This is a genomic window from Bacteroides thetaiotaomicron VPI-5482, assembly GCF_000011065.1.
Lineage (GTDB): Bacteria > Bacteroidota > Bacteroidia > Bacteroidales > Bacteroidaceae > Bacteroides > Bacteroides thetaiotaomicron.
Genome location: NC_004663.1, coordinates 2,386,403 through 2,407,746, shown reverse-complemented (window position 1 = coordinate 2,407,746; position 21,344 = coordinate 2,386,403). Strand labels below are relative to the sequence as shown.

The window sequence follows — 21,344 nt, the reverse complement described above, 5'->3', positions numbered from 1 at the left end:
TTCATAATGTAATACTGCAAAGGTATAAAGTTTTATCTATTTTGCGTGAAAGCATTTCTGCTTTTTATATGAAAAAAAGAAACTGTTTCAGAAACAGGTGGGGGCACCTGTACTGAAACAGTCTCTTTTATTATAGGTAATCGCCTATAACTTATAAAGGCATATTTCCATGTTTTTTAGGCGGATTCGTCTGCATCTTGTTCTCTGTCATTTCCAGTGCCTGGATCAGACGTTTGCGGGTTTGTCTCGGATAGATGATTTCGTCGATGAATCCCAGTTCGGCAGCCTGGTAGGGAGTGGCAAACTTTTCCTTGTAGGCTTCCAGTTCTTTACCTTTTGTCTCTGCATCCGCTTTGCGGAACAGGATGTTTACCGCACCTTCCGCACCCATGACTGCGATTTCCGCACTCGGATAAGCGAAGTTCACATCTGCACCTGTCTGTTTGGAGTTCATCACAATATATGCGCCGCCGTATGCCTTGCGGGTAATGACTGTCAGTTTGGGAACGGTAGCTTCGGCAAACGCATAAACGATTTTAGCACCGTGGCGGATGATACCGTTGTTCTCCTGCGTATATCCGGGAAGAAATCCCGGCACATCTTCGAAAGTAATCAACGGAATGTTGAAACAGTCGCAGAAACGGATGAAACGGCTTGCCTTGTCGCTGGCGTCAATGTCGAGAACACCGGCAAGGTAGGCCGGCTGATTGGCGACAATACCAACCGAACGGCCTGCCAGACGTGCAAAACCGATGATGATATTCTTTGCGAAGTTAGTCATTACTTCGAAGAAATAGCCGTTATCTACTACCCGTTCGATGATATCCTTCATGTCATATGGTACATTCGGGTCTGCGGGGACGATGGTGTCGAGTACGGCATCTTCACGGTTGGTTTCGTCAGTACAGTTCTGCTTTTTCGTTTCGTCCATATTATTCTGAGGCAAGAAGGAAAGCAGTTCGCGAATGCTCATCAACAGTTCTTCTTCGGTATTGCACATAAAGTGAGTGACACCGCTTTTGCTGCTGTGTGTCATGGCACCGCCCAGTTCTTCTTTGCTTACCTCTTCGTGAATCACAGTCTTTACCACATCCGGACCTGTCACAAACATGTGACTCTTTTCTTTCACCATAAAGATGAAGTCGGTAAGGGCAGGAGAGTAGCAGGCGCCTCCGGCACACGGACCAAGAATAGCTGAAATCTGAGGAATCACTCCGCTTGCCATTGTGTTCTGATAGAAAATATCCGCATAGCCGGAAAGGCTTTCAATTCCTTCCTGAATACGTGCGCCACCGGAATCATTCAGCGCAATTATCGGAGCACCGTTCTTCAATGCCAGTTGCTGCACTTTCACAATCTTTTTCGCGTTCGAAGCGGACAGTGAACCTCCGTAGACAGTAAAGTCGTAGGCATAAACAAATACCTGGCGCCCGTCAATCTTTCCGTAACCGGATACGATGCCGTCTCCCGGAATCTTGTTTTTGTCCATGCCATAGTTGGTGCAGCGGTGAACCATCAACTTGTCCAGTTCAACAAAAGTACCTTTGTCGAGCAGCATTTCGATGCGTTCGCGGGCAGTCATCTTTCCGCTTTCGTGTTGCTTTTCAATCTTTTCCACGCCCCCACCGAGGGAAGCGATGCGGTCACGTTCCTGAAACATGGCGTATGCTTTATTTATTTCTTCCATGATGCAATCCGTTTTTAGTATTATATAATCGGCTCTAATGTTATTAATGTCTGGTCACCGGTGATGTTGTCGCCTTCCTGAACCAGAATTTCCTTGATGCGGCAATCGGAAGTCACTTTGTAGTTGCTCTGCATTTTCATGGCTTCGATGACGATGACGGTATCTCCGGTCCTCATTTCCTGCCCTGCCGTAACAGGGATTTTCACCACCTTTCCCGGCATTGGGGAAGTGATACGGTCGTTCTGTTCGTCTTCACCTTTCTTGCGCATACGCAGATACTTTGCCTGGCTGTCCACGATTTCAACATTGAAACTGCTATAATGCGTATTTACCTTATAGCTTTTACCGTTTTCGCGGCGAATCAGTTGTGCGTTTGCGCTGCGACCGTCCATCAGAATATTGCAGGTGCCATTTTCGGCCATCACAACATCTGCTTCAAACGGTTTTCCGTCAATGGTAAGTACCACTTTGTTGTCTTCCTTGCTGACGAGTTCTATTTCCGCTACGCGGTCTCCTATATGAATTTCCATAATTGAATGCTGTTTTTAGTTTAGATACGAAGTACACCTTTGTGCAAACCGAATTCTTTCCATTTGCTGATGGGACGGTTGTCCGTTGCGTCACCTCTGTTTTCTTCAAGATTCATCAGATAATCCATGTAGGCAGCAATCATGGCAATGTTTTCGGCACGTTCGCTGGTGCGCATGATACATTGTTGCAGATGCTCGCCGTTCTTGGTGATAAAGCCTGTGTCGTAATGGCCTTCCACAAAGTCCGGAGTGTCCATGATGGCACGCAGGTAGCTGATGTTGTTCTTTACCCCTGTCAGTTTATACTCATGGAGTACGCGGCGCATCCGTTCGATGGCATATTCGCGGTTAGTAGCCCATACGATCAGTTTGCCGATCATCGGGTCATAATAGATCGGGATTTCATATCCTTCGTAAACGTAACTGTCGATACGAACACCGATTCCGTTCGGTTCTGTAATCTGCTTGATGATTCCCGGGCTCGGCATGAAGTTCATTTCCGTGTCTTCGGCACAAATACGGCATTCGATGGCATGGCCGCGCTGTTGGATATCTTTCTGTTTCAGCTGGAGCACTTGGCCGTCGGCAACTTTGATCTGCTCTTTCACCAAGTCCACTCCGACCACTTCTTCCGTAATCGGATGTTCTACTTGCAGACGGGTGTTCATTTCGAGGAAGTAATAATTGCGATGCTTATCAACCAAGAACTCAATCGTGCCTGCACCGATATAGTTGACCGCTTTGGCGGCGGCTACCGCCTTTTCACCCATGTCTTTACGTAGTTCGGGAGTCACGAAAACCGATGGCGTCTCTTCTACAATCTTCTGGTTGCGGCGCTGTACGGAACATTCGCGTTCGCACAGGTGAATCACGTTTCCGTGTTTGTCGCCCAGAATCTGAAATTCAATGTGATGAGGTTCTTCCACGAACTTCTCCAGATAAACGGTATCGTCGCCAAACGAAGAAAGTGACTCGCTTTTGGCAGTCGTATAAGCCTCTTCCACCTCTTCCGCACTGTGGATAAGGCGCATACCTTTTCCGCCGCCGCCCATAGATGCTTTCAGCATCACCGGGTAACCGATCTTGTTGCAGAGTTCTACGGCTTCTTCCACACTTTTCAGATTCTCCTGTGTGCCGGGAACGACAGGGACTCCTGCCTCGATCATTTTAATACGGGCGGATATCTTGTCGCCCATTGCCTCCATCGTTTCGGGGTCCGGTCCGATAAAAATAATATTTTCTTCCTGACAGCGTCGGGCGAAAGTCGCGTTTTCGGACAGGAAACCATATCCCGGATGAATAGCGTCTGCATGGCATTCCTTTGCCACTTCGATGATTTTTTCTATATTCAGATAACTCTCTTTGGATGCTGCCGGTCCTACGCAATAAGCTTCGTCTGCATAGAGCACGTGCTTCGCGGTCCGGTCTGCTTCGGAGAAAATAGCGATACTCGTTATCTCCATCTCCCGGCAGGAGCGCATCACCCTTATGGCAATTTCACCGCGATTGGCTACTAAGATTTTTTTTATCATACTTTACTCAATTAAGTACATACTTATTTAATGCCTTCCCATCTTCACAGACATAGTCCATCCGACAGAAACACAGTATTTTCTTGATTTGGGGCTTAACAAATGATGTTCTTTCTCCTAACCCACGAGGCAGAAGAACGCTTTACGCGAAGTGGCAGGTCTTCTGACTGACTCTTGTCTTATAGTGCCTTCCCGAAATAACATCAGTGGCGATAAATTAGTTCATTAATAAGACATTGTATAGAGCTTCACAGCAGCGGGACTGTACGGGATTTACACCCGATTCCCTTTTAATCGTTGTCCGTTGGACACGGACTCCGAACCATTTCGGGGGGCAAAGATAAATAAATATTGAATACTGTGTTCTGTTTTTGCACGAAAGTTTCAGTTTTGTGCAATGAATGCTCCGGCAGATTTCCTCTCCTTTACTTTTCCAATAGAACTAAATCTCTGTGTATTAATGTTTATGTGTTAAACCTTCCCCTTTTTGTATTGTTAAGACTCCCACTAATTAATTAAAAGGAGAATCGATATGAAAGAAAAGAAAATAGCTCGTGATACGAGAAACAGAGAGAAACTGGCGGGTGATGACTGGGTAATGGCAGAATTTTATGCAACGTGGTGTCCTCACTGCCAGCGTATGCAGCCTTTGATAAAAGAGTTCAAGAAAGAGATGGAAGGGATAGTCGAGGTAGTACAGGTAGACGTAGACGAGGAAAGTGATCTCGCTAATTTCTATACCATTGAATCCACTCCCACATTCATTCTTTTCAGAAAAGGTGAACAGCTCTGGAGACAATCCGGCGAACTGACGCTGGAAAGATTGGGAAGAGCAGTCAAGGAGTTTAAATCTTGAAAAAGTATTAATAAAAAGGGATGTTTTTCTATGAAAGTTTTAAATCGTGTTATAAAACATACTTTTTTATTTGGATAATTTGCTAATAACACAGAAGTACGTATCTTTGCACTGTGTTTTTCATAGTATTAGATTTAAGGTTAACAAAGGTTGGAGCAAGGCGTTGCTCCTTTTTTTATGCCCGTATCCCGGCTTTCTGTTCAGAGTGGTCTTTATTTCGCCAGCCTCAGTTCGTATAGACAAGCCTGTACTTCCTCCGGACTGCCTGTATGTTTTCCCTCGTCATCCGATAGTTTGATGCATTCTCTCCATTCCTGATTGACATTCATTTTGCATTGCGTGAGTTTCATGACAATGTTGGAAGGGGCAAATCCTGTATCATTCGTAAGATTGGTACCGATTCCGAAGGAACAGCGAATCTTGTCCTTGCAGTATTCCTGAATTTCCAGTGCCTTCGTGAAGTCGAGAGCGTTGCTGAAGACGATTGTTTTGGTAGTGGCATCAATGCCCAGTTCTTTATAGCGGGCTACCAGCTTATCGATAAAATCAAACTCATTGCCGGAATCGCAGCGCACTCCGTCGAATAGCTTGGCCTGCTTGCGGCTGAGATTGCTCAGGAATATTCCTGAAGTATAAGTGTCGGACAGCGCAATGCCCAAATCTCCGTCATATACATTCACCCAGTTTTCGAGCGCCATATAGTTGGCGTGCTTATATCCGAACTGTGCCCCATGAAACATGAACCACTCATGCGGATGAGTTCCCATCATTTTCATGCCGTACTTCATGGCAAAATAGCAGTTGGAAGTTCCGGTACAGTATTTGGCCGTATCATTCAGCCGTTTGATCACCGTCTCCTGCACGTCGATTGAGAATCTTCTCCGCGTGCCGAACTCCGAGAAGCGGAGCTGGTGCTGATTGGACAATTCCACTTTCTCCGACAATTTGCAGAGTATCTCGCTCATATCGGGTACATTGCCGAAAAACTTGTTTTTGATTTCGGATACGATGGCGAGCAGCGGTACTTCATACAGTGTGACTTTATAAAGAAAATCGCTGACTTCAATATGCAGCCGGCCCGTTGTGTCCAGATGAATATCGATCTTGTCCGGATCAAAACGGAAAGAAGACAGCCATTCCCAATAGACTCTAGGAAGAAACCGGCAATTGCGTGTCATGTATTCCAGTTCCTCTTCCGTAAGTCTCAACCGGCTGAGTTTGTTGAATTCGCTTTTGAGCGCTTCCAGAAACTCTTCGGTATATTCAGTTTCGTTTCTGTCGTTGAAACTGAAAGTGCCCATTGCGTAAGGGAATAATTTGATATAAGCGTACGAGGTGGTAAACTTATAGAGGTCTGTATCCAGTAGTGTTCTTACAATCATGCCGTTTATTCTTTATATGTAAAACGTCGTAAAGTTAGCATTTGTTGAACAATCCTACTGATTAATTGGCAATAATTCCTTCTTTTAGTAAGTTAATCCCACTTTTAGGGTGTTTTCGCTTTCTATAGCGGTGATGCTTCAACAAAATAGGCGAAAAAATACTTTTTTTATGAATAAGCTTCTTTATAACCAATCAATTATTGCTGTAAACCGTAAGACGCAAAATACGTATATGATTATTATACAGTATGATACGGATTACTATATTCTCAATCATTCTCATGGTGATGAGAAAAAATTCTCACCACTATGAGAAAAGTTTCTCATCGCATTGAGAAAAAGTTCTCACTGCAATGAGAATTTTTTCTCGAAGGCATGAGAATTTTTTCTCGTTAAAGAGAGAACGGATGCTTATAGTAATAACCTGCTCATAGTTGCAGCCTTTTATTTACTTTGTTTATTGGATATGAATGGTTATACTCTTGACGATATGCAGTGCTGTGGTAAGTGAAGAGGTATTGGTCACGATCTTTCCGTTGCTGCCATCGGGGCTGCTGTGTCCGATTAGCGGGGAAAAAGGGACTTTTTATTTGTTAATTAGAAAAAACGGCTTTGGAGTATGCTGAGGGAGACGAGAAAGAGAATAAATGGACAGTACATCTGGCTTTATGAAGGTGTGTCAAAAGTAACTAAACTCCCCTCTTCAGGAAGGAAGAGTGGCTGAAAGCCGGAGTGGTAGGTATGCTGTATGGTTGAATATCAATAGCTTGTGTGCTCACCTACCACCTCCTCCTACGGGTACTCCTCTTCCCGAAGGAGGAGAGTGTGGATACAACTGACTTTTTAGTCAGCCTCAGTTTAGTTACTTTTGATTTTTGACACACCTTCATCGTTCTTATGATAAAAAGCAGGATGTACTGTCCGGGGTATATTTATGATAATTCAACGGTAGGATTGTGAATGGTTAAGCCACCGTCTACCACAATCGTCTGTCCGGTGATGTATCGTGCATCGTTGGAGGCCAGGAATGCAATAGTGGCGGCAACGTCTTCGGGTTCTCCCAAATAAGGCGTGGCGCATTGTCCCAGAAATATATTGCGTACTTCTTCGTTCAGATTGTCCAGTGCGGCAGGGGTAAGAACCAGTCCCGGTGCTACGGCATTGCAGCGGATATTTTTCTTTCCCATTTGGGTGGCGATATATTTGGTCAGATTGATGACACCTGCTTTGCTGGCTCCGTAGAGAGTGCCGTTGGCGTCGGCTGTCAGTCCGCTTATAGATGCTACGTTTACGATATTTCCGCCTCCGTGAGTGGTCATGATGGGAATGACCTGCTGAGAAAGATACATCGTGCAGCAAAGGTTCAGATGGAATACTTCGTCGAAGTAATCGATATCCAGCTTTTCAATATTCAGATCACGTTTGGGGTCGGTTCCGCCTACGTTGTTTATAAGTACGTCTATCTGACCGTATTCCTTCATGGCGAAATCAACCAGTTCTTTACAGCTTTGGAGTTCGGTGGCGGAGAAATAGATGGGACGCACGTCGGCCCCTGCTTGAGTGAGTTCGGCGGCAAGCTTGTCGGCCCTTTCCTGCGAAAGATCGGCGATGACTACTTTTCCTCCTTCGGAGACGATGCGGCGTGTGGTTGCTTCGCCAATGCCACCGGCAGCACCGGTGATGACGACTACTTTGTTTTCAAATCTTTTCATATATGTTGAGAATTTGATGATTACCTTCCTCTAATTAACAGCTAATGAATGGATTTGTTGTTGCCTGTAAACTCTTATTAATAGGAATCGGCAACAGATTCGAAAACTTTTGCATCTCATTCAGTTTTATGGGCTAAATATTTAAGAAGACTGCTAAATGTTAACATGAAGTTGCTTATTTGTTAATGCGGTTCTGATTCTATTAAACCATGTTATAAGATGTCCCGTTTTAGCCGGAAAATTTGGAGATGAGGCAAAAGTCCGTATCTTTGTACTGTGTTTTTCATAGTATTAGATTTAAGGTTAACAAAGATTGGCTGTCTGGGATAGATAGCCTTTTTTTTGCTCTTATGCGAAGGAATTATTTGGAGTCCGGGCGTGATTCAGAATAATGAATATTGATTGTTTCGCAGACTTTTCATTTCCCGTTCCTTCACTACATCATCTTCTGCCGGATGCCCGATCAGCAAAGGCGAATTCCTGTCATGTTTCTTAGTGTTATATTCCACACTGTTGTAATTGCCTTTGATGGCGTAACAATAGATGCATCCGTTGAGGCAACTTTCATAAGTGCCTATGTCGATACTTTCAATGCAATTGCAGACATTCCGCTGATTTTTGTCTTTTTTGGCAAGGAGGGGGTAGCCGGTGATTCTTTCGATCAGTTCTTTGTCGATACACAGTCCGGCAGGGATTCCCAAATGTCTCAGATCAACTTTGGAGGTGCAGGTATCTAGTTGGATGGCAGGATATTCGTTGATGGTATTCCTGAAAGAGACGGCTATTTCTTCAATCTCCTCTTTTCGCAACGGCTGTATGTTGAACTGGCCGACTGCGGTGCGGATATGCTGGTAATGGTCAATAAATCCCAGCATACACTTTTCGGTATGGTCTTTAAGTCCATAGGCAATTTGGGCAAACGCCTCCTTATGGAAAGAAACGTCGTACTCTTCATTGGTCAGTATCGGGTCATAGCGCCAGATCACTTTTTCTTTTCCTATTTTATCCGAAAGGCGTTTGAATATGTCTATTCGTTTGTTGACTGACGGCAGATTATTCTCTAATTTCTCTCCGTAAGGATTGAGGGTGAACTGAAAGTAGTATTTGTAGTCTTGCAGATGATCCAGTTTATCAATCATCGGGGCGGGATTCTTGGTCCAGAACACGATGCAATCTATCACAGCAGGATGTAAGCTGACCTTGCTGATCATTTTAGGATTAAAAGGATTGGGAACTAACACATATCCTTCTTTAATCCGGTTGAAGAACCATTGCGAATAGAATGCCGGAATATCTGTCCGGCGGCTGGCGCTAATTATCATATTTCAAAGTTACGGTAAAATTGGTTGTATTGCAATAATTCCGTGATGAAAAATAATCAATAGTACGGATAGGAGGGAGAATAGAGTATACTGAAAAAGGATTAATGCGAAATTCTTGAAAAAGCGGACTTAGTTGCTTTTTCAAGAATTTCTTTAAGCAGGAACTGTGAATGAATATGTTAAATGTTAACACGAAAAGTCTGAAATGTTAATGCGCTTCCGAGAGTCTTAAACCGTGTTATATTATCGTCCGATTCGGCTCTGAAATTTGCTATTTACTTGAAAGGTGGTATATTTGTACTGTGTTTTTTTCATAAGTATTAGATTTAAGGTTAACAAAAGATTGGTTGCTCGTGATGAGTAGCCATTTTTTGTTTTTATACGTCGATAATTGTTTATTCTTTAATCATCGTTAATAGCATCTTGAATTTTTCCACCGTTGTAAGTGTATGTGATACCTATTGTTTGTACATAACAAAAATCGTTTTTTATTGTTATAGTACGGAAAGTAACTAATAAGGAGAACATTATGAAAAAGAAATTTTTATTGTTTGGAGCACTGGTCGGTGCTTTGCTGTTGTCTTCCTGTTCGGGGGGAAGTAAAAAGCAGACTGTATCCTCGGAAAGTACGGAGGAATTGGATGATGCCAGTAAGGTGATCAATTATTATCATATGTCGCTCGCTGTATTGAGGCATGTGGCTAATGCGAAAGATATAAATGCTGTGTTGGGATACATGGAACAGACAGGGAAAGTGCCTGAAGTTGACCCGATTGCACCTCCGGAAATAGCTGCCCGTGATACAGCGGAATTGTTGGACCCGGGAGACTATTTTAATCCTGAAGTCCGTCAGAATCTAAAGCAGAATTATGCCGGATTGTTTAATGTGCGGACACAGTTCTATGATAACTTCAATAAATTTCTAGCTTATAAGAAGTCGAAAGATACAGCAAAAACGGCTCAGCTTTTGGATGAAAACTATAAGTTGAGCGTAGAACTGTCCGAGTATAAGCAAGTGATTTTTGATATCCTAAGTCCTTTGACCGAACAAGCGGAGAGTGAACTTTTGGCTGATGAGCCGTTGAAAGATCAGATAATGGCGATGCGCAAGATGTCAGGCACGGTGCAGAGCATAATGAATTTGTATTCCCGCAAACATGCAATGGACGGAGTACGGATTGATTTGAAAATGGCGGAGTTGGAGAAGGAACTGAAGGCTGCGGAAAAAATTCCGGCTGTTACAGGTTATGATGAAGAACTGAAGAATTTTCAGAGCTTCCTTTCTACCGTTAAGTCCTTTATGAATGATATGCAGAAGGCAAGAAGTAAAGGTGCATATTCGGACAAAGAATATCAGGCGATGTCAGAAGCCTATGAATACGGGCTTTCTGTTATTTGAAAAATAAGACCCCTTGCCTGGCTATTATATTATACCCAGGCGAGGCATATTTTATGTTTTGTCGTTATTGATAATATCTGTCGATCCTTTTAATAACATCTTATTTTCAGGACTTAAAAGTAAATCACATATAATGGGCTTTTTAGTTTTCCAAATAAATGTCGGCATGGAGTTATAGGATAAATTATTTTTTATAATGCATTGTAGCAGATGTATAGTCGTTACTTGATATTTATTTTTTAATTCGTTTACTTTACCATAAGTAAGTTTCTTAAATTCTTTCAAAGATTGCAAGATGCTTTCTTCGAAAGCGAGATTTGGAATAGTTTCGAATATATGATTGATATCTGTACGCCCATCTGTTAAAGTAGCTCCAAGACCTGTTTCTTCACAAAAATCAAGTAATGCCTTGAATTTTTTTTGTACAGATTGGTTGGCCATTTCGGTCAAAGGCTTAATTTCTACAACGAAACCTTTCCCATCATCAAGGAAGACTATAGCATCAGGGGTATATTTTCCTCTATCGTATGTGATTGTAATGCCTTGTTCGACATAATAAATAACCTCATGTGATTTTTCTAAACGTTTATAGAATTTTTTCTCAAGCATCGATTCGTAAAAAACATTTCTTTGAAGTTTATTACTATAGAACTCTCCAGCTTCTGATTCTAAATATTTTTTGTTTGGGTCATAGTTTCTATGAGGAGTTATTTGGTGGATTTCTTCAAGAGTCCATGACTTCACATGATCAAACCATATAATTTTGTTTGTAATATCTGTCAATTGTGAATTTTGCTTTTTGGGAAAGATTGTGCTTGTTTCTTTGATTTCTCTTTTCCAGGTTTTGATAATGGAATAATCCTGTTTAAAGTAAAGTTGAGCTAGATCAAAAAGAGTTTCTATGGGATATTCAGACAGATGGCTTTCTTGAAATTTTTTTAAGTAGCAAGCAAAATTGTGTACTTCATCAAGATTGATCTGGTGATTATTAGTCAATAGATTATCAATGTCAATGATGGCTGGGATATTTCTTTTTCTTAAAATTCCGAATTTCTTGAATACTTTTACTTTTAATTGACGGATTCTTTCACGACTAAGTCCTAATTTATCTCCCAAACTTATCATATTTTGTATTTCGTTTCCTTCCAAACCATATAATTCGGAGAAGATGTATTGCTCTCTGTCACTATATAAAGGTGTACCATCTTTTTTAGTGGCTAGTATGCACAGTTTAAGAGCAGTTATGAGACGAAGTCCTTGAGCATCCATATGGTTTTATGTATTGTGTGTATTAATAGAGAACAATATTAGACAATAAAAAAGAAAAAAGACATAAATACTTCTATTCTTTTTATCATTTTAACAGAAGGATAATTCTTTAGGTTTGATTTAATAATTAAATGTCTCTTTTTTACAATACAGATTCAAAGAGACTATCTACTTTTGCTTCCATAATTAAAAAAGTGATATCTTTGCCATATGCAGTCATTTCAGATTATAAAGCCCGTTCCTGTGCTATCGCCTTACATCCGCCATTATTGGATATTGCAGGATGATGCAGCAGTTCCTGTTTCCGAACGGACTTTGCCCATCGGTTGTATGCAACTTGTTTTTCATAAAGGGAAACAACTCTTCCTGCAGAATGATTTAAAGTTGCAGCCACAGTCTTTTATTTGCGGACAGTCGATCGGATTCTCCGATGTGTTGTCGACGGGTAGGATAGAGATGATTACGGTTGTTTTTCAACCTTATGCAGCGAAAGCCTTGCTCCACATTCCCGTTCACTTGTTTCATGGGAAAGATGTAGCGATGGATGAAGTGGAAGATGTCGAACTATCGGATTTGGCGAAGCAAGTCACTGATACTTCTGATAATATAGTCTGTATTCGTCTGATAGAGCAGTTTTTTCTTCGTCGTTTATATGCTTTTTCCGAGTATAATCTGAAGAGGATGTCTGCTGTCTTTCAGGAAATCAATCTTCAACCACAGATAAATATTCCTCAATTGTCGGAGGCGGCTTGTTTGAGTAGCAAGCAGTTCGGACGTGTTTTTGCCGATCATGTCGGTACGACTCCCAAGGAATATCTTCGTATTGTGCGTATGCAACGTGCTTTATTTCTGTTGCAACAGGATGTGACTTTGCCTTTTGTACAAGTGGCCTATGAATGTGGATACTCCGATCAGTCCCACATGATCAAGGAATTCAAACTATTTTCCGGTTATACGCCTGCAGAATATCTTTCTGTTTGTGCTCCTTATTCTGATTACTTCTCGGAATTTTGAAAATGTCTTTTTTTTCCTATCAGAGCTTTGTGGCATCCCTTACTTTTGCAGTGTCTTTGCAAAGGCTCAATAGTAACCATAAAAAAAGAACGAAATGAAAAAGTTTATTGCATTTTTTGAGATTCCTACAGTTGATTTTCACCGGGCTGTCGATTTCTATGAAACAGTGTTTGGGGTACAGCTTCCGGTTTTTGAATGTGAAGAGGAGAAGATGGCGTGTTTCACGGAAGAAGGTGAAACGGTCGGCGCTATTTTTCATGCTCCCGATTATCTTCCTTCGGAAAAAGGAGTGATTATCTCTTTTAATTGTGAAGACATCGATCAGACACTGGAAAAAGTCCTTCGGAAAGGTGGAAAAATCATGATGCCCAAGACGAAAATCGAAGTAGAGGGCAGAGGCTGGTTTGCCTTGTTTGCGGATAGCGAGGGAAACAGGGTAGGGCTTTACGCTGATAAATAACAGATAAAAGAGAGGAAGATTATCTGTCCGGCGTAGTTGCCCTCTGATGGGTAATGATGAGCGAAAGTAGAATGAGACTGCATTTTTTATGGATGCAGTCTCATTTATTTTTAAATCCTTCTTATTCTACCGGAATATAAATCTCTGTCAACAGCTCTTCGGGAGCGGTTTCGCACGGATTGTTCAGATAGCGTTCGGCACTGGGTTCATCGCGTAGCGTACATTCCATTTCGGGCAGACATTTTCCATAGATAGTATCATATACCGCTTGCAGATTGTCATACGTACCTTTATATAAGAAGATTGCATAACGTCCTGCCGGAAGTGTCTTGAATCCTACATCTCCTTTGGGAGCTACCTGTACGGGCATCACCATACATACATCGGTGCGCAATTTCTCGGCTGGTGTCACTTTGGGGTCGTCGTGATAGATGCAGAGCGGGCTGAAATCTCCCATCGGCAGCTTTTGTTCTTTGATGAACTGCCACAGACGTCCCCATGTCCCTCCGTAGTCATTCAGTTTGTAGTCACCGGACAGGCGGATATAAATAACATTGCGTGCAGGTATACTCTTAATTTCACTTTTCAGTTCCAGGTCTGGCCTGATAATCGCTGGTTTCATAATTACAAAGTTTTTATTGTTTCGATACTCTAAAGGAGAAATACCATAAAACTGTCTGAACACTTTCGACAAGGAAGAAGGGGATGAATATCCGATGCGATAGGCAATATCGGCAATAGGAATATCCGAATAGCGCAATAAACGTGCGGCTGCTTCTGTCCGCGTCCGGACAATAAAGGTACCGATCGGTTCACCGAGGAATGCTTTCATAATTCGGTGAAAATAAAAAGGAGAAAAGTTTGATATCCTGGCCAGCGATTTCAAATCAATGTCTTCTCCTAAATGTTGATTGATATATTCCACCACAACATTTACGCACTTTTGATACTCTTCTTTGGTTGTTTTCTTCTGTTGCATAACTTCTTTTGGTATTTCACTTCGCAAAGGTATTGGTAAAAAAGGGAACGAACTTGTCCGATATTGCTATTATTCATTTTTTTTAATAAAACCTGTTGATTCTCTTTTAGTTATGCTATGAATTTATTTGATGATTTTGAGTATTCCAGAATGGTGCTTTAGTATAAAATATGACCGAATATTTAACTGTTTGAACCCGATTCTTTTTTGAATCTTTAAATAATGTCAATCTGTTAAATAAAATAAGAGAATATGTTATGAACTATTATTAAAATAGCTATCTTAGTTTCGAATTATTAATAGAGAATAGCCATGGATAAAAGAGTAGTAGGGAACAATGCCGGCAAGGTCTGGTGTGCCCTGAAAGAAATTGGTGAAATTTCGATACCAGAATTGGCGAGAAGATTAAACCTTAGCGTAGAGAGTACAGCATTAGCCGCCGGTTGGCTGGCGAGAGAGAACAAAATTTGTATCCAGCGGAAAAATGGATTAATTGCTTTATCTGATGAAAGCACTTTCCCTTTTAGCTTTGGATAATAAAGAATGCTGTTCGTGAACATCTTTGAAGTTCCATTAACTTATAAGTAAAGAATTGTCGATATAAAGTATCGTAAGTTAAATCTGAACCTGAAGAACTGAATTTAGAAAGAGTTACTCTGTGTATAGGGTAACTCTTTTTAATGTATAATAAACGTATAATAATGCTGTTAGTATCTTCTTCTTTATATGAAAAATATATACTTTATATTAGTGCGAAATTATGTGCGTGAAAATTTAGGGGATCGTTTGTCTATTCTTCAGTCTCTTTATCGGTCGATACTGTGGCGCTACTTTTTATGGCATGAATAACGGCGGAAGTAAATCCCCTGTGCTCCAGTTCATTCAATCCTTTAATGGTGGCTCCACCGGGAGTAGCTGCTTTTTCTATTTCTAACAGCGGGTGGGTGTCGTGATTTAAAATCAGTTCTGTAGCTCCTTCCATGCTATATGCCGTCATTCGCATTGCATCTTCAGCGGAGATACCCAATTCTATGCCGGCTTGCATGGCTGCATGAATATATTTTAATGCGAAAGCGATTCCACTGGAAGTTAATGCAGAAATGATATCCAGCTGTTTCTCTTCTGCGAACAAACACTTTCCTCCTTCTTCAAATGTCTGTTTTATGAGTTGCTGGTGTTCTTTGCCGGCTTTGCGTGAAGTTATCAGGGTCAGGCTCGAATGTTCCGTAATGGCGATGTTTGGAACAACCCGGAATATAGGCATTTCGGTTTCCGATAAATGTGCCAGGTGAGAAATGGATATTCCGGTTACCAGTGAAACCAGGATTTGGGTGCGTGAGAATCGTAACGGAGATAATACTTCGTCTACTATACATGGTTTGACAGCCAGAATAATAATGTCGGCTTCCGATATGGCATACTGATTCTCTGTCATTATGCGTATCGCAGGAAATTGTTTGTGCAGATTTTCTAGCTTGTCTGTATGAGGGGTAGAAATGATAATATCTTTTTCGTTGTAGAGATGTCCTTTTGCCAGACAGGCAGCAACTGCGCTCCCTATGTTTCCGGCTCCTATAATTGTAATTTTCATGTTTTTATGGATTTGTATTTATTACTTTGTTAATCAGGCTGAAAGTCTTTCAAGAAAACGCTGTGACAGCGAATTGAGTAATTGCTTCTTATCAGCCGTGTGAACTGATATTGTGAAACAATGATCGCTGCCGCCATAAGAAATCAGTGATATGGGGATATGCCTGATTGTTTCCATGATGTTACTTTCCAGTTGCGTACGTTCCCAATGAAGTGATCCTATGATATGTATTACGGACATATTTTCGTCAACAACCATTTCTGTGTATTTGTGCAGTTCTCTTTGAATTATTCGCAGGGTATCACGACTGGCTGTCAGAATCATGGAGACAGAAACATTGGATGAGGCCATTGAGATAACGTTTATCTGATATTTATTAATGACTTCCAGTAATTTGCCCATGAGTAAATAGCCGGGCAGGACGTTCAATGACGTGAAGCGTACAAACGTCACTGAGTCTTGGACAATAATGGCTTTAACACTGCTTTCCGTATCATGGGAAGAGATGTAGAGCCGTTCTGTTTCCAGGTCATGGGTGTCTATTAAGCGGATAACGATATTGGAACGGGCTGCAAGAGTGATACAGTCTGTATAAATTAAGTGTACTCCACTGTTAATCAACTGTTCGGCTTCGGTGTAGGTCAGAGAATGTTGTTCCCTGGCACAGTTCCGGTTGGCATAGATATTCGTGAGTTCGGTTGACAGAATGATTTCGTCTGCTTCGAATATGCTGGCGAGTACGGTAGCATAATAATCATTACGCTTCTCATTCATGAAATCAATTTCGCCATATACATTTTTGCATAAGGAAAGAGGAGCGATGAAAATGTCAGTATCCCGATTCTCATTGATATACTGCCTGATAGATTCCTGAATGTAGGGGATATCCGGTTTCCTTTCCAGATTCATCTGCATAAAAGTACCGGTATCCAATGTGCGGGCATTCAGTCCATGCTGACGCAGGCAGCAGGCAAACAATTCTCCGGATAACCGGTATATTTCGGCTTTTATTATTTTATCAATTAATAAATCGGCTTTGTCCTCCACCAGTTTGTGCATCTTTTCGATACATTCCCGGATATATTTCTTTATATCCGTATTTAGTGGCAAATCTGTTATGAGGTGATCTGCCAGTGTGCAGCAATATTCTTCGATATTATTGATTGTTGTATGCGAAGCACTGTCTTCTTCGTGAAACCAGCTGATAGAAATATCCTGCAGCCATTCTTGTAGTTGCGTCAGTGTCGGAACCACAACTACGTAAGGATGTTCCTTTAGGATGTAATTGATTACTTGTCTGATTTCATCCTCTTCTTTCATTTTTTCAAATTTGCAAACTTTCATTGTTATCTGATAATTTATTGGTTACTGATCTTTTCAAAATGATATGCCTTTTTTCAAAGTAGAGATGGTCTGTTGCCATCGATCTGCTATTTGATTATCAGGTATGTTGTTCAGAATCAAATTATTAATTCTATTATTCCCGCTTCTGAAGCAGTCCATTACTAGATGTAATCTGCTAATACCATACCATATTAGGAGATGATATAAAAATGACTATCTTTGTAGCGTGATTAATGAACTAATAGTATATCCATCTATTTATGAAACTCTGTATATAGCTACGCTCAACGAATAGCATCCTTTCTAATCAGGCTATTCAGCTATCCGGTAAGCAACGACCCGCTTGCCAAAGAGTTTTTATACCCATTTTTATGAATTTACGAAACTGTGTACTGCTATGAGTGTAGTATGCTGTATCGTGCTATTTTTAGTTGAGCAATGAAATATACATATAAGCAAATATGGCTCATCAACTTTCCTGTGATGATGAGCATTCTAATGGAGCAATTAATCAACATTACCGATGCTGTCTTTTTAGGACACGTAGGAGAAATCGAATTGGGAGCATCCGCACTTGCGGGAATATATTATTTAGCGATTTATATGCTGGGATTTGGATTCAGCATTGGTCTGCAGGTTATGATTGCCCGAAGAAATGGGGAGCAGCATTACAAAGAAACAGGGCGTACCTTCTTTCAGGGATTATATTTTCTGATGGTGATGGCAATCATGCTTTGTCTGCTGATACATCTTGTTTCTCCGTTTATTCTGCAACAGCTGATTACTTCTGATGAAATTTATCAGGCTGTGATCCGTTACCTGAACTGGCGTAGTTTCGGATTGTTATTTTCGTTTCCTTTCTTAGCTTTCCGGGCTTTCCTGGTTGGGGTCACGAATACTAAACTCCTCTCCGGAGCAGCTCTTACGGCAGTCTGTATCAATATTCCTTTCAACTATTTACTGATATTCAAACTAGATATGGGCATATCCGGAGCAGCGATGGCCTCCTCCATTGCTGAGTTTGGAGCGTTTCTCATACTCTTGTTATATATGTGTAAAACGGTAGATAAGAAAAAATATGGTCTGAGTGCCGTCTATGATGGCAGATTGCTGATGAAACTACTGCAACTGTCCGTATGGAGTATGCTTCATGCTTTTATCAGTGTCGCTCCCTGGTTTTTGTTTTTTGTGGCTATTGAACATTTGGGGAAGACAGAACTTGCTATTTCCAATATTACCCGAAGTGTGTCTACCCTCTTTTTTGTGATAGTCAATTCTTTCGCTTCTACTACCGGATCGTTAGTTAGCAATCTGATCGGGGGAGGACAGGGGAAGGAACTTTTTCCCGTTTGCCGCAAAGTTCTCAGATTAGGCTATGTGGTAGGGCTTCCATTGATACTGACAGCTCTTTGGGGCAATCAATGGATCATCGGATTTTATACAAATAACGATTATTTAGTAAAACTTGCTTTCTGGCCTTTTATAGTCATGTTGTTGAATTATGTGTTTGCATTGCCCGGATATGTTTATATCAATGCTGTTACAGGTACGGGAAAGACAAGACTTGCCTTTGTCTTTCAACTGGTTACTATCCTGATCTATCTGATTTATCTATATTTGCTGAGTGAGTGTTTTCATGCCTCTTTGACGGTGTATATGACGGCGGAATATCTGTTCGTTATTCTATTGGGAATACAATCCATTCTGTACTTGAAGAGGAAATCCAAACAGAATATGTACTTTTGTACTTTCAATGATTGATACTTTCTCGAAATGACTGAAGATATAAAGAATAAACTTTTGATGTGTGCAGAGGTGTACCATTGTGCAGGCTTTATCGCAAGTGATCCGGTGCAGTTCCCTCATCGTTATACGCTGAAACAAGATATAGAGATTAGCGGACTGCTGACGGCAATTATGAGTTTTGGCAATCGCAAGCAGATATTGAAGAAAGCGGATGAGTTGCATAAGCTAATGGGAACTTCACCTTATCAATATGTATTATCCCGCCGGTGGGAGGAAGATTTTCCTTCCGGGGCAACCCATAGTTTTTATCGGATGCTGTCGTATGCTGATTTTCATGGATACTTCCGTCGGTTATATACGGCCTATACGCAGTTCGGAAGTTTGGAAGATGCTTTGAATATATATTCCGGAATACCTATGGAGAAGTTATGTGCATTTCTCGAAGTTTCTGCCAAAAGTCCTCAAAAGAAACTGAATATGTTTTTACGTTGGATGATTCGTCGGGATTCGGAGGTTGATTTGGGTGTTTGGGAGAGTTTTGATCGTAAAGACCTGATTGTTCCGTTAGATACTCATGTCTGTAGGGTAGCTTATTACTTCAAGTTGACGGATACGGAAACTTTTTCTTTGAAGAATGCCCGTCGGATCACCGCTGCATTGGCTGAAGTCTTTCCGGATGATCCTTGCCTGGGTGATTTTGCTTTATTTGGATTAGGAGTCAACGGGGAGATTTGAGTTGCAGAAACTCTATAGAAGTATCAATCAAACCTCTATTAAGTTCGACATATAAAACGGGTTCTGTTTCTGCTGATTCGTTTTATTTTTTGCTCCAGATTCGTGTATTAAGATTCAAGTCCTCTACAATAGAGACCAATGCATGAATCATGCTGAAATCGTTTTTGAGCTGGCTAAGGTCATCCATCGGTTTCCAGATGCTGGCTTCAAAATGATTTCTTGATTCAGGAATAGCTATCAGAATATTTGAATCTCTGAAACTAATTGTGATGTTCTTATTGAATTCTCTGTCTAGTGCAAGAAGTCGTTCCATCATTGAAGGAGAAAGAAGGTAGCGTGCTTCAATCTGGTCTGTAGAGTAAACATCGAATGTTTTCTCGAAATCCGGATTTTCCAGTTTCACCCGCGAACCGCTGGAGCTTAGTTTGAACAGGCTATTCCTTAAAATAGTGGTATGTCCCTGAAAGTCTTTCTGAAAATCGGCAATGAAAAAGAAACCTTTAAAGATATCTACCCAATAATGACTTGTCTGTCCTTTTGAATTGACACGTGTTTTTCGTTCTTCGGCATGAATTTCCGCACAGCAGAAGTCCGTTTTTCCTACACGTCCCTGTATCAGATCTTCTGTGTGATAACGGTCGGGAGAAGTGAACAGGGCACAGTTCCTGAATGTACTTTCCTTGATTCCCTCTTCGGGTGTGAAGACGGCATTTTCACAAAAAGATTGTAATATTTGTGCGATTACTTCCTGTTTATAATAGGTGGATAACTCCTGCGATTTGGCATTTATACAACTGTAGTATGCCAACAAAGCAAGACCTGCCGCAATACCGATTCCAATAAGTGCTACATGGGCATAAAGGGAAAATGCAATACCAATCACGAGAATAATCCCTCCTACCCATATTCCGGTGGAATGTCCTTGCTTTTTTAGTTCTTTGCGTTTCTGTTCAAGACTTTGCAGAGTAGAGGAAAGACTTTGTACCAATGTCTCAAATTGCGGACTTTCTGCCATATTATATATTGTTTTTTACTGATTCAACAAGTTATTCACATTCGGAACAGTACGTTCCTGTTCGGAAATGGAGAATACGCTTTTGCGTGTGAAACCAAACATACCGGCCAACAGATTTGACGGGAAAGTCTGTACTGCATTATTATAGTCAGTGACGCAAGCGTTAAAAGTTCGGCGTGCTGCCGAAAGCTGCTCTTCAGTTTCGTTAAGCGCACGTTGTAACTGTTCGAAGTTTTCAGACGCTTTCAGTTGCGGATAATTTTCTGCAATGGCAAAAAAGTGTGTACAGGCTTGTGAGAAAGCAGAGTCCAGATTTTCTTTATCCTGATTAGAGAAAGATGCGTACGACTTGTTGCGCATTTCCGTAATCTGTGCGAATGTGCTTTTTTCATGTTCTGCATATTCTTTGACTGTAGTTACCAGATTAGGAATCAAGTCGTATCTCTTTTTCAGCATTACGTCGATGGCTGCGAAAGCATTTTCCGTCTCATTTCTTTTTCGCACCAGTGAGTTGTAAATAGCGATGAAAATCACTACTACTACAGCTATAATAATTAGTATAGTCATAACTATATGTCTGGCATCCTCTTGCCGTTTTCTATATTTGTGAATTCGAAGTGGTTTTATTGCGTCAAAGATAAAGAATAAAACTGGAAAATAGAACAGTATTTGGGAGTAAAGAAGAATATATAGCGGAATATTTACTGAATATATCTGACAGAAACCGAATAAAAAAGAATTTCCGATTATCATCATAAAAAGCAGATGTGG

The 21,344-nt window shown here is 41.1% G+C and carries 19 protein-coding genes and 1 riboswitch; of the genes, 7 read left to right on the top strand and 12 right to left on the bottom strand.

The window, feature by feature from the left end; all coding sequences use genetic code 11:
• Positions 1 to 151 precede the first annotated feature (151 nt).
• The 3 genes from BT_RS09720 to accC are packed head-to-tail and all read right to left on the bottom strand — an operon-like array spanning position 152 to position 3,749.
• The gene (locus BT_RS09720) at positions 152 to 1,687 is read right to left on the bottom strand and encodes an acyl-CoA carboxylase subunit beta (protein WP_008766267.1); all 1,536 of its coding nucleotides are present in this window, start codon (positions 1,685 to 1,687) and stop codon (positions 152 to 154) included.
• A 20-nt stretch (positions 1,688 to 1,707) separates the two neighbouring features.
• Entirely contained in the window at positions 1,708 to 2,217 is a 510-nt protein-coding gene (locus BT_RS09715) for an acetyl-CoA carboxylase biotin carboxyl carrier protein subunit (protein ID WP_008766266.1), read from the bottom strand.
• A gap of 20 nt (positions 2,218 to 2,237) precedes the next feature.
• Positions 2,238 to 3,749, bottom strand: coding sequence for an acetyl-CoA carboxylase biotin carboxylase subunit (gene accC / locus BT_RS09710; RefSeq protein ID WP_008761157.1), 1,512 nt, complete (start codon positions 3,747 to 3,749; stop codon positions 2,238 to 2,240).
• A 135-nt stretch (positions 3,750 to 3,884) separates the two neighbouring features.
• A riboswitch (cobalamin riboswitch) is annotated at positions 3,885 to 4,091 on the bottom strand.
• Positions 4,092 to 4,281: 190 nt separating this feature from the next.
• On the opposite strand from accC, the gene BT_RS09705 reads away from it, so the two are divergent.
• On the top strand, positions 4,282 to 4,605 hold the full coding sequence (locus BT_RS09705; protein WP_008761158.1) for a thioredoxin family protein: 324 nt from the start codon (positions 4,282 to 4,284) through the stop codon (positions 4,603 to 4,605).
• A gap of 212 nt (positions 4,606 to 4,817) precedes the next feature.
• Here BT_RS09705 and pncB read toward each other — a convergent pair whose 3' ends face one another.
• The 3 genes from pncB to BT_RS09690 all read right to left on the bottom strand — a co-directional run bounded on the left by pncB (position 4,818) and on the right by BT_RS09690 (position 9,021).
• Entirely contained in the window at positions 4,818 to 5,987 is a 1,170-nt protein-coding gene (pncB, locus tag BT_RS09700; protein ID WP_008766265.1) for a nicotinate phosphoribosyltransferase, read from the bottom strand.
• A 932-nt stretch (positions 5,988 to 6,919) separates the two neighbouring features.
• Positions 6,920 to 7,699, bottom strand: a complete 780-nt coding sequence (locus BT_RS09695; protein WP_008766263.1) for a 7alpha-hydroxysteroid dehydrogenase — start codon at positions 7,697 to 7,699, stop codon at positions 6,920 to 6,922.
• 383 nt (positions 7,700 to 8,082) lie between these two features.
• Complete coding sequence (locus BT_RS09690; RefSeq protein ID WP_011108052.1) at positions 8,083 to 9,021, bottom strand: DUF1848 domain-containing protein; 939 nt, start codon at positions 9,019 to 9,021, stop codon at positions 8,083 to 8,085.
• A gap of 529 nt (positions 9,022 to 9,550) precedes the next feature.
• Here BT_RS09690 and BT_RS09685 point away from each other — a divergent pair.
• Positions 9,551 to 10,420 (top strand): DUF6845 domain-containing protein, encoded by an 870-nt coding sequence (locus BT_RS09685; RefSeq protein WP_011108050.1) that lies wholly within the window; start codon positions 9,551 to 9,553, stop codon positions 10,418 to 10,420.
• A 51-nt stretch (positions 10,421 to 10,471) separates the two neighbouring features.
• On the opposite strand, the gene BT_RS09680 is transcribed toward BT_RS09685, so the two are convergent.
• The gene (locus tag BT_RS09680) at positions 10,472 to 11,689 is read right to left on the bottom strand and encodes a TnsA endonuclease N-terminal domain-containing protein (protein ID WP_011108049.1); all 1,218 of its coding nucleotides are present in this window, start codon (positions 11,687 to 11,689) and stop codon (positions 10,472 to 10,474) included.
• A gap of 210 nt (positions 11,690 to 11,899) precedes the next feature.
• Between BT_RS09680 and BT_RS09675 the strand changes: the two genes are divergently transcribed.
• Both BT_RS09675 and BT_RS09670 read left to right on the top strand, forming a co-directional pair.
• Positions 11,900 to 12,703 (top strand): AraC family transcriptional regulator, encoded by an 804-nt coding sequence (locus BT_RS09675; RefSeq protein ID WP_105100227.1) that lies wholly within the window; start codon positions 11,900 to 11,902, stop codon positions 12,701 to 12,703.
• 94 nt (positions 12,704 to 12,797) lie between these two features.
• On the top strand, positions 12,798 to 13,163 hold the full coding sequence (locus BT_RS09670; RefSeq protein ID WP_011108047.1) for a VOC family protein: 366 nt from the start codon (positions 12,798 to 12,800) through the stop codon (positions 13,161 to 13,163).
• A 121-nt stretch (positions 13,164 to 13,284) separates the two neighbouring features.
• Here the strand turns inward: BT_RS09670 and BT_RS09665 are convergent, their stop codons facing one another.
• Positions 13,285 to 14,142 (bottom strand): AraC family transcriptional regulator, encoded by an 858-nt coding sequence (locus BT_RS09665; protein ID WP_011108046.1) that lies wholly within the window; start codon positions 14,140 to 14,142, stop codon positions 13,285 to 13,287.
• A 312-nt stretch (positions 14,143 to 14,454) separates the two neighbouring features.
• On the opposite strand from BT_RS09665, the gene BT_RS09660 reads away from it, so the two are divergent.
• Positions 14,455 to 14,679, top strand: a complete 225-nt coding sequence (locus tag BT_RS09660) for a winged helix-turn-helix domain-containing protein (protein WP_055220199.1) — start codon at positions 14,455 to 14,457, stop codon at positions 14,677 to 14,679.
• A gap of 253 nt (positions 14,680 to 14,932) precedes the next feature.
• On the opposite strand, the gene BT_RS09655 is transcribed toward BT_RS09660, so the two are convergent.
• Together BT_RS09655 and BT_RS09650 are read right to left on the bottom strand one after the other, a co-directional pair.
• Entirely contained in the window at positions 14,933 to 15,733 is an 801-nt protein-coding gene (locus BT_RS09655; protein WP_011108044.1) for a pyrroline-5-carboxylate reductase family protein, read from the bottom strand.
• A gap of 33 nt (positions 15,734 to 15,766) precedes the next feature.
• Entirely contained in the window at positions 15,767 to 17,077 is a 1,311-nt protein-coding gene (locus BT_RS09650; protein ID WP_011108043.1) for a lysine-sensitive aspartokinase III, read from the bottom strand.
• A 438-nt stretch (positions 17,078 to 17,515) separates the two neighbouring features.
• Between BT_RS09650 and BT_RS09645 the strand changes: the two genes are divergently transcribed.
• Together BT_RS09645 and BT_RS09640 are read left to right on the top strand one after the other, a co-directional pair.
• Positions 17,516 to 18,838 carry an MATE family efflux transporter gene (locus BT_RS09645; protein ID WP_011108042.1) on the top strand — a complete coding sequence of 441 codons (1,323 nt, stop codon included), beginning with the start codon at positions 17,516 to 17,518 and terminating at the stop codon, positions 18,836 to 18,838.
• A gap of 12 nt (positions 18,839 to 18,850) precedes the next feature.
• Positions 18,851 to 19,558 carry a TIGR02757 family protein gene (locus BT_RS09640; protein WP_008761172.1) on the top strand — a complete coding sequence of 236 codons (708 nt, stop codon included), beginning with the start codon at positions 18,851 to 18,853 and terminating at the stop codon, positions 19,556 to 19,558.
• A gap of 82 nt (positions 19,559 to 19,640) precedes the next feature.
• On the opposite strand, the gene BT_RS09635 is transcribed toward BT_RS09640, so the two are convergent.
• Positions 19,641 to 20,573, bottom strand: coding sequence for a DUF3137 domain-containing protein (locus BT_RS09635; RefSeq protein ID WP_008761173.1), 933 nt, complete (start codon positions 20,571 to 20,573; stop codon positions 19,641 to 19,643).
• 15 nt (positions 20,574 to 20,588) lie between these two features.
• Positions 20,589 to 21,140, bottom strand: coding sequence for a LemA family protein (locus tag BT_RS09630; protein WP_008761174.1), 552 nt, complete (start codon positions 21,138 to 21,140; stop codon positions 20,589 to 20,591).
• Positions 21,141 to 21,344 lie beyond the last annotated feature (204 nt).

Coding starts and splice junctions, on each gene's coding strand:
- BT_RS09720 (WP_008766267.1), bottom strand. CDS start 1,687: ATGGAAGAAATAAATAAAGCATACGCCATGTTTCAGGAACGTGACCGC.
- BT_RS09715 (WP_008766266.1), bottom strand. CDS start 2,217: ATGGAAATTCATATAGGAGACCGCGTAGCGGAAATAGAACTCGTCAGC.
- accC (WP_008761157.1), bottom strand. CDS start 3,749: ATGATAAAAAAAATCTTAGTAGCCAATCGCGGTGAAATTGCCATAAGG.
- BT_RS09705 (WP_008761158.1), top strand. CDS start 4,282: ATGAAAGAAAAGAAAATAGCTCGTGATACGAGAAACAGAGAGAAACTG.
- pncB (WP_008766265.1), bottom strand. CDS start 5,987: ATGATTGTAAGAACACTACTGGATACAGACCTCTATAAGTTTACCACC.
- BT_RS09695 (WP_008766263.1), bottom strand. CDS start 7,699: ATGAAAAGATTTGAAAACAAAGTAGTCGTCATCACCGGTGCTGCCGGT.
- BT_RS09690 (WP_011108052.1), bottom strand. CDS start 9,021: ATGATAATTAGCGCCAGCCGCCGGACAGATATTCCGGCATTCTATTCG.
- BT_RS09685 (WP_011108050.1), top strand. CDS start 9,551: ATGAAAAAGAAATTTTTATTGTTTGGAGCACTGGTCGGTGCTTTGCTG.
- BT_RS09680 (WP_011108049.1), bottom strand. CDS start 11,689: ATGGATGCTCAAGGACTTCGTCTCATAACTGCTCTTAAACTGTGCATA.
- BT_RS09675 (WP_105100227.1), top strand. CDS start 11,900: ATGCAGTCATTTCAGATTATAAAGCCCGTTCCTGTGCTATCGCCTTAC.
- BT_RS09670 (WP_011108047.1), top strand. CDS start 12,798: ATGAAAAAGTTTATTGCATTTTTTGAGATTCCTACAGTTGATTTTCAC.
- BT_RS09665 (WP_011108046.1), bottom strand. CDS start 14,142: ATGCAACAGAAGAAAACAACCAAAGAAGAGTATCAAAAGTGCGTAAAT.
- BT_RS09660 (WP_055220199.1), top strand. CDS start 14,455: ATGGATAAAAGAGTAGTAGGGAACAATGCCGGCAAGGTCTGGTGTGCC.
- BT_RS09655 (WP_011108044.1), bottom strand. CDS start 15,733: ATGAAAATTACAATTATAGGAGCCGGAAACATAGGGAGCGCAGTTGCT.
- BT_RS09650 (WP_011108043.1), bottom strand. CDS start 17,077: ATGAAAGTTTGCAAATTTGAAAAAATGAAAGAAGAGGATGAAATCAGA.
- BT_RS09645 (WP_011108042.1), top strand. CDS start 17,516: ATGAAATATACATATAAGCAAATATGGCTCATCAACTTTCCTGTGATG.
- BT_RS09640 (WP_008761172.1), top strand. CDS start 18,851: ATGACTGAAGATATAAAGAATAAACTTTTGATGTGTGCAGAGGTGTAC.
- BT_RS09635 (WP_008761173.1), bottom strand. CDS start 20,573: ATGGCAGAAAGTCCGCAATTTGAGACATTGGTACAAAGTCTTTCCTCT.
- BT_RS09630 (WP_008761174.1), bottom strand. CDS start 21,140: ATGACTATACTAATTATTATAGCTGTAGTAGTAGTGATTTTCATCGCT.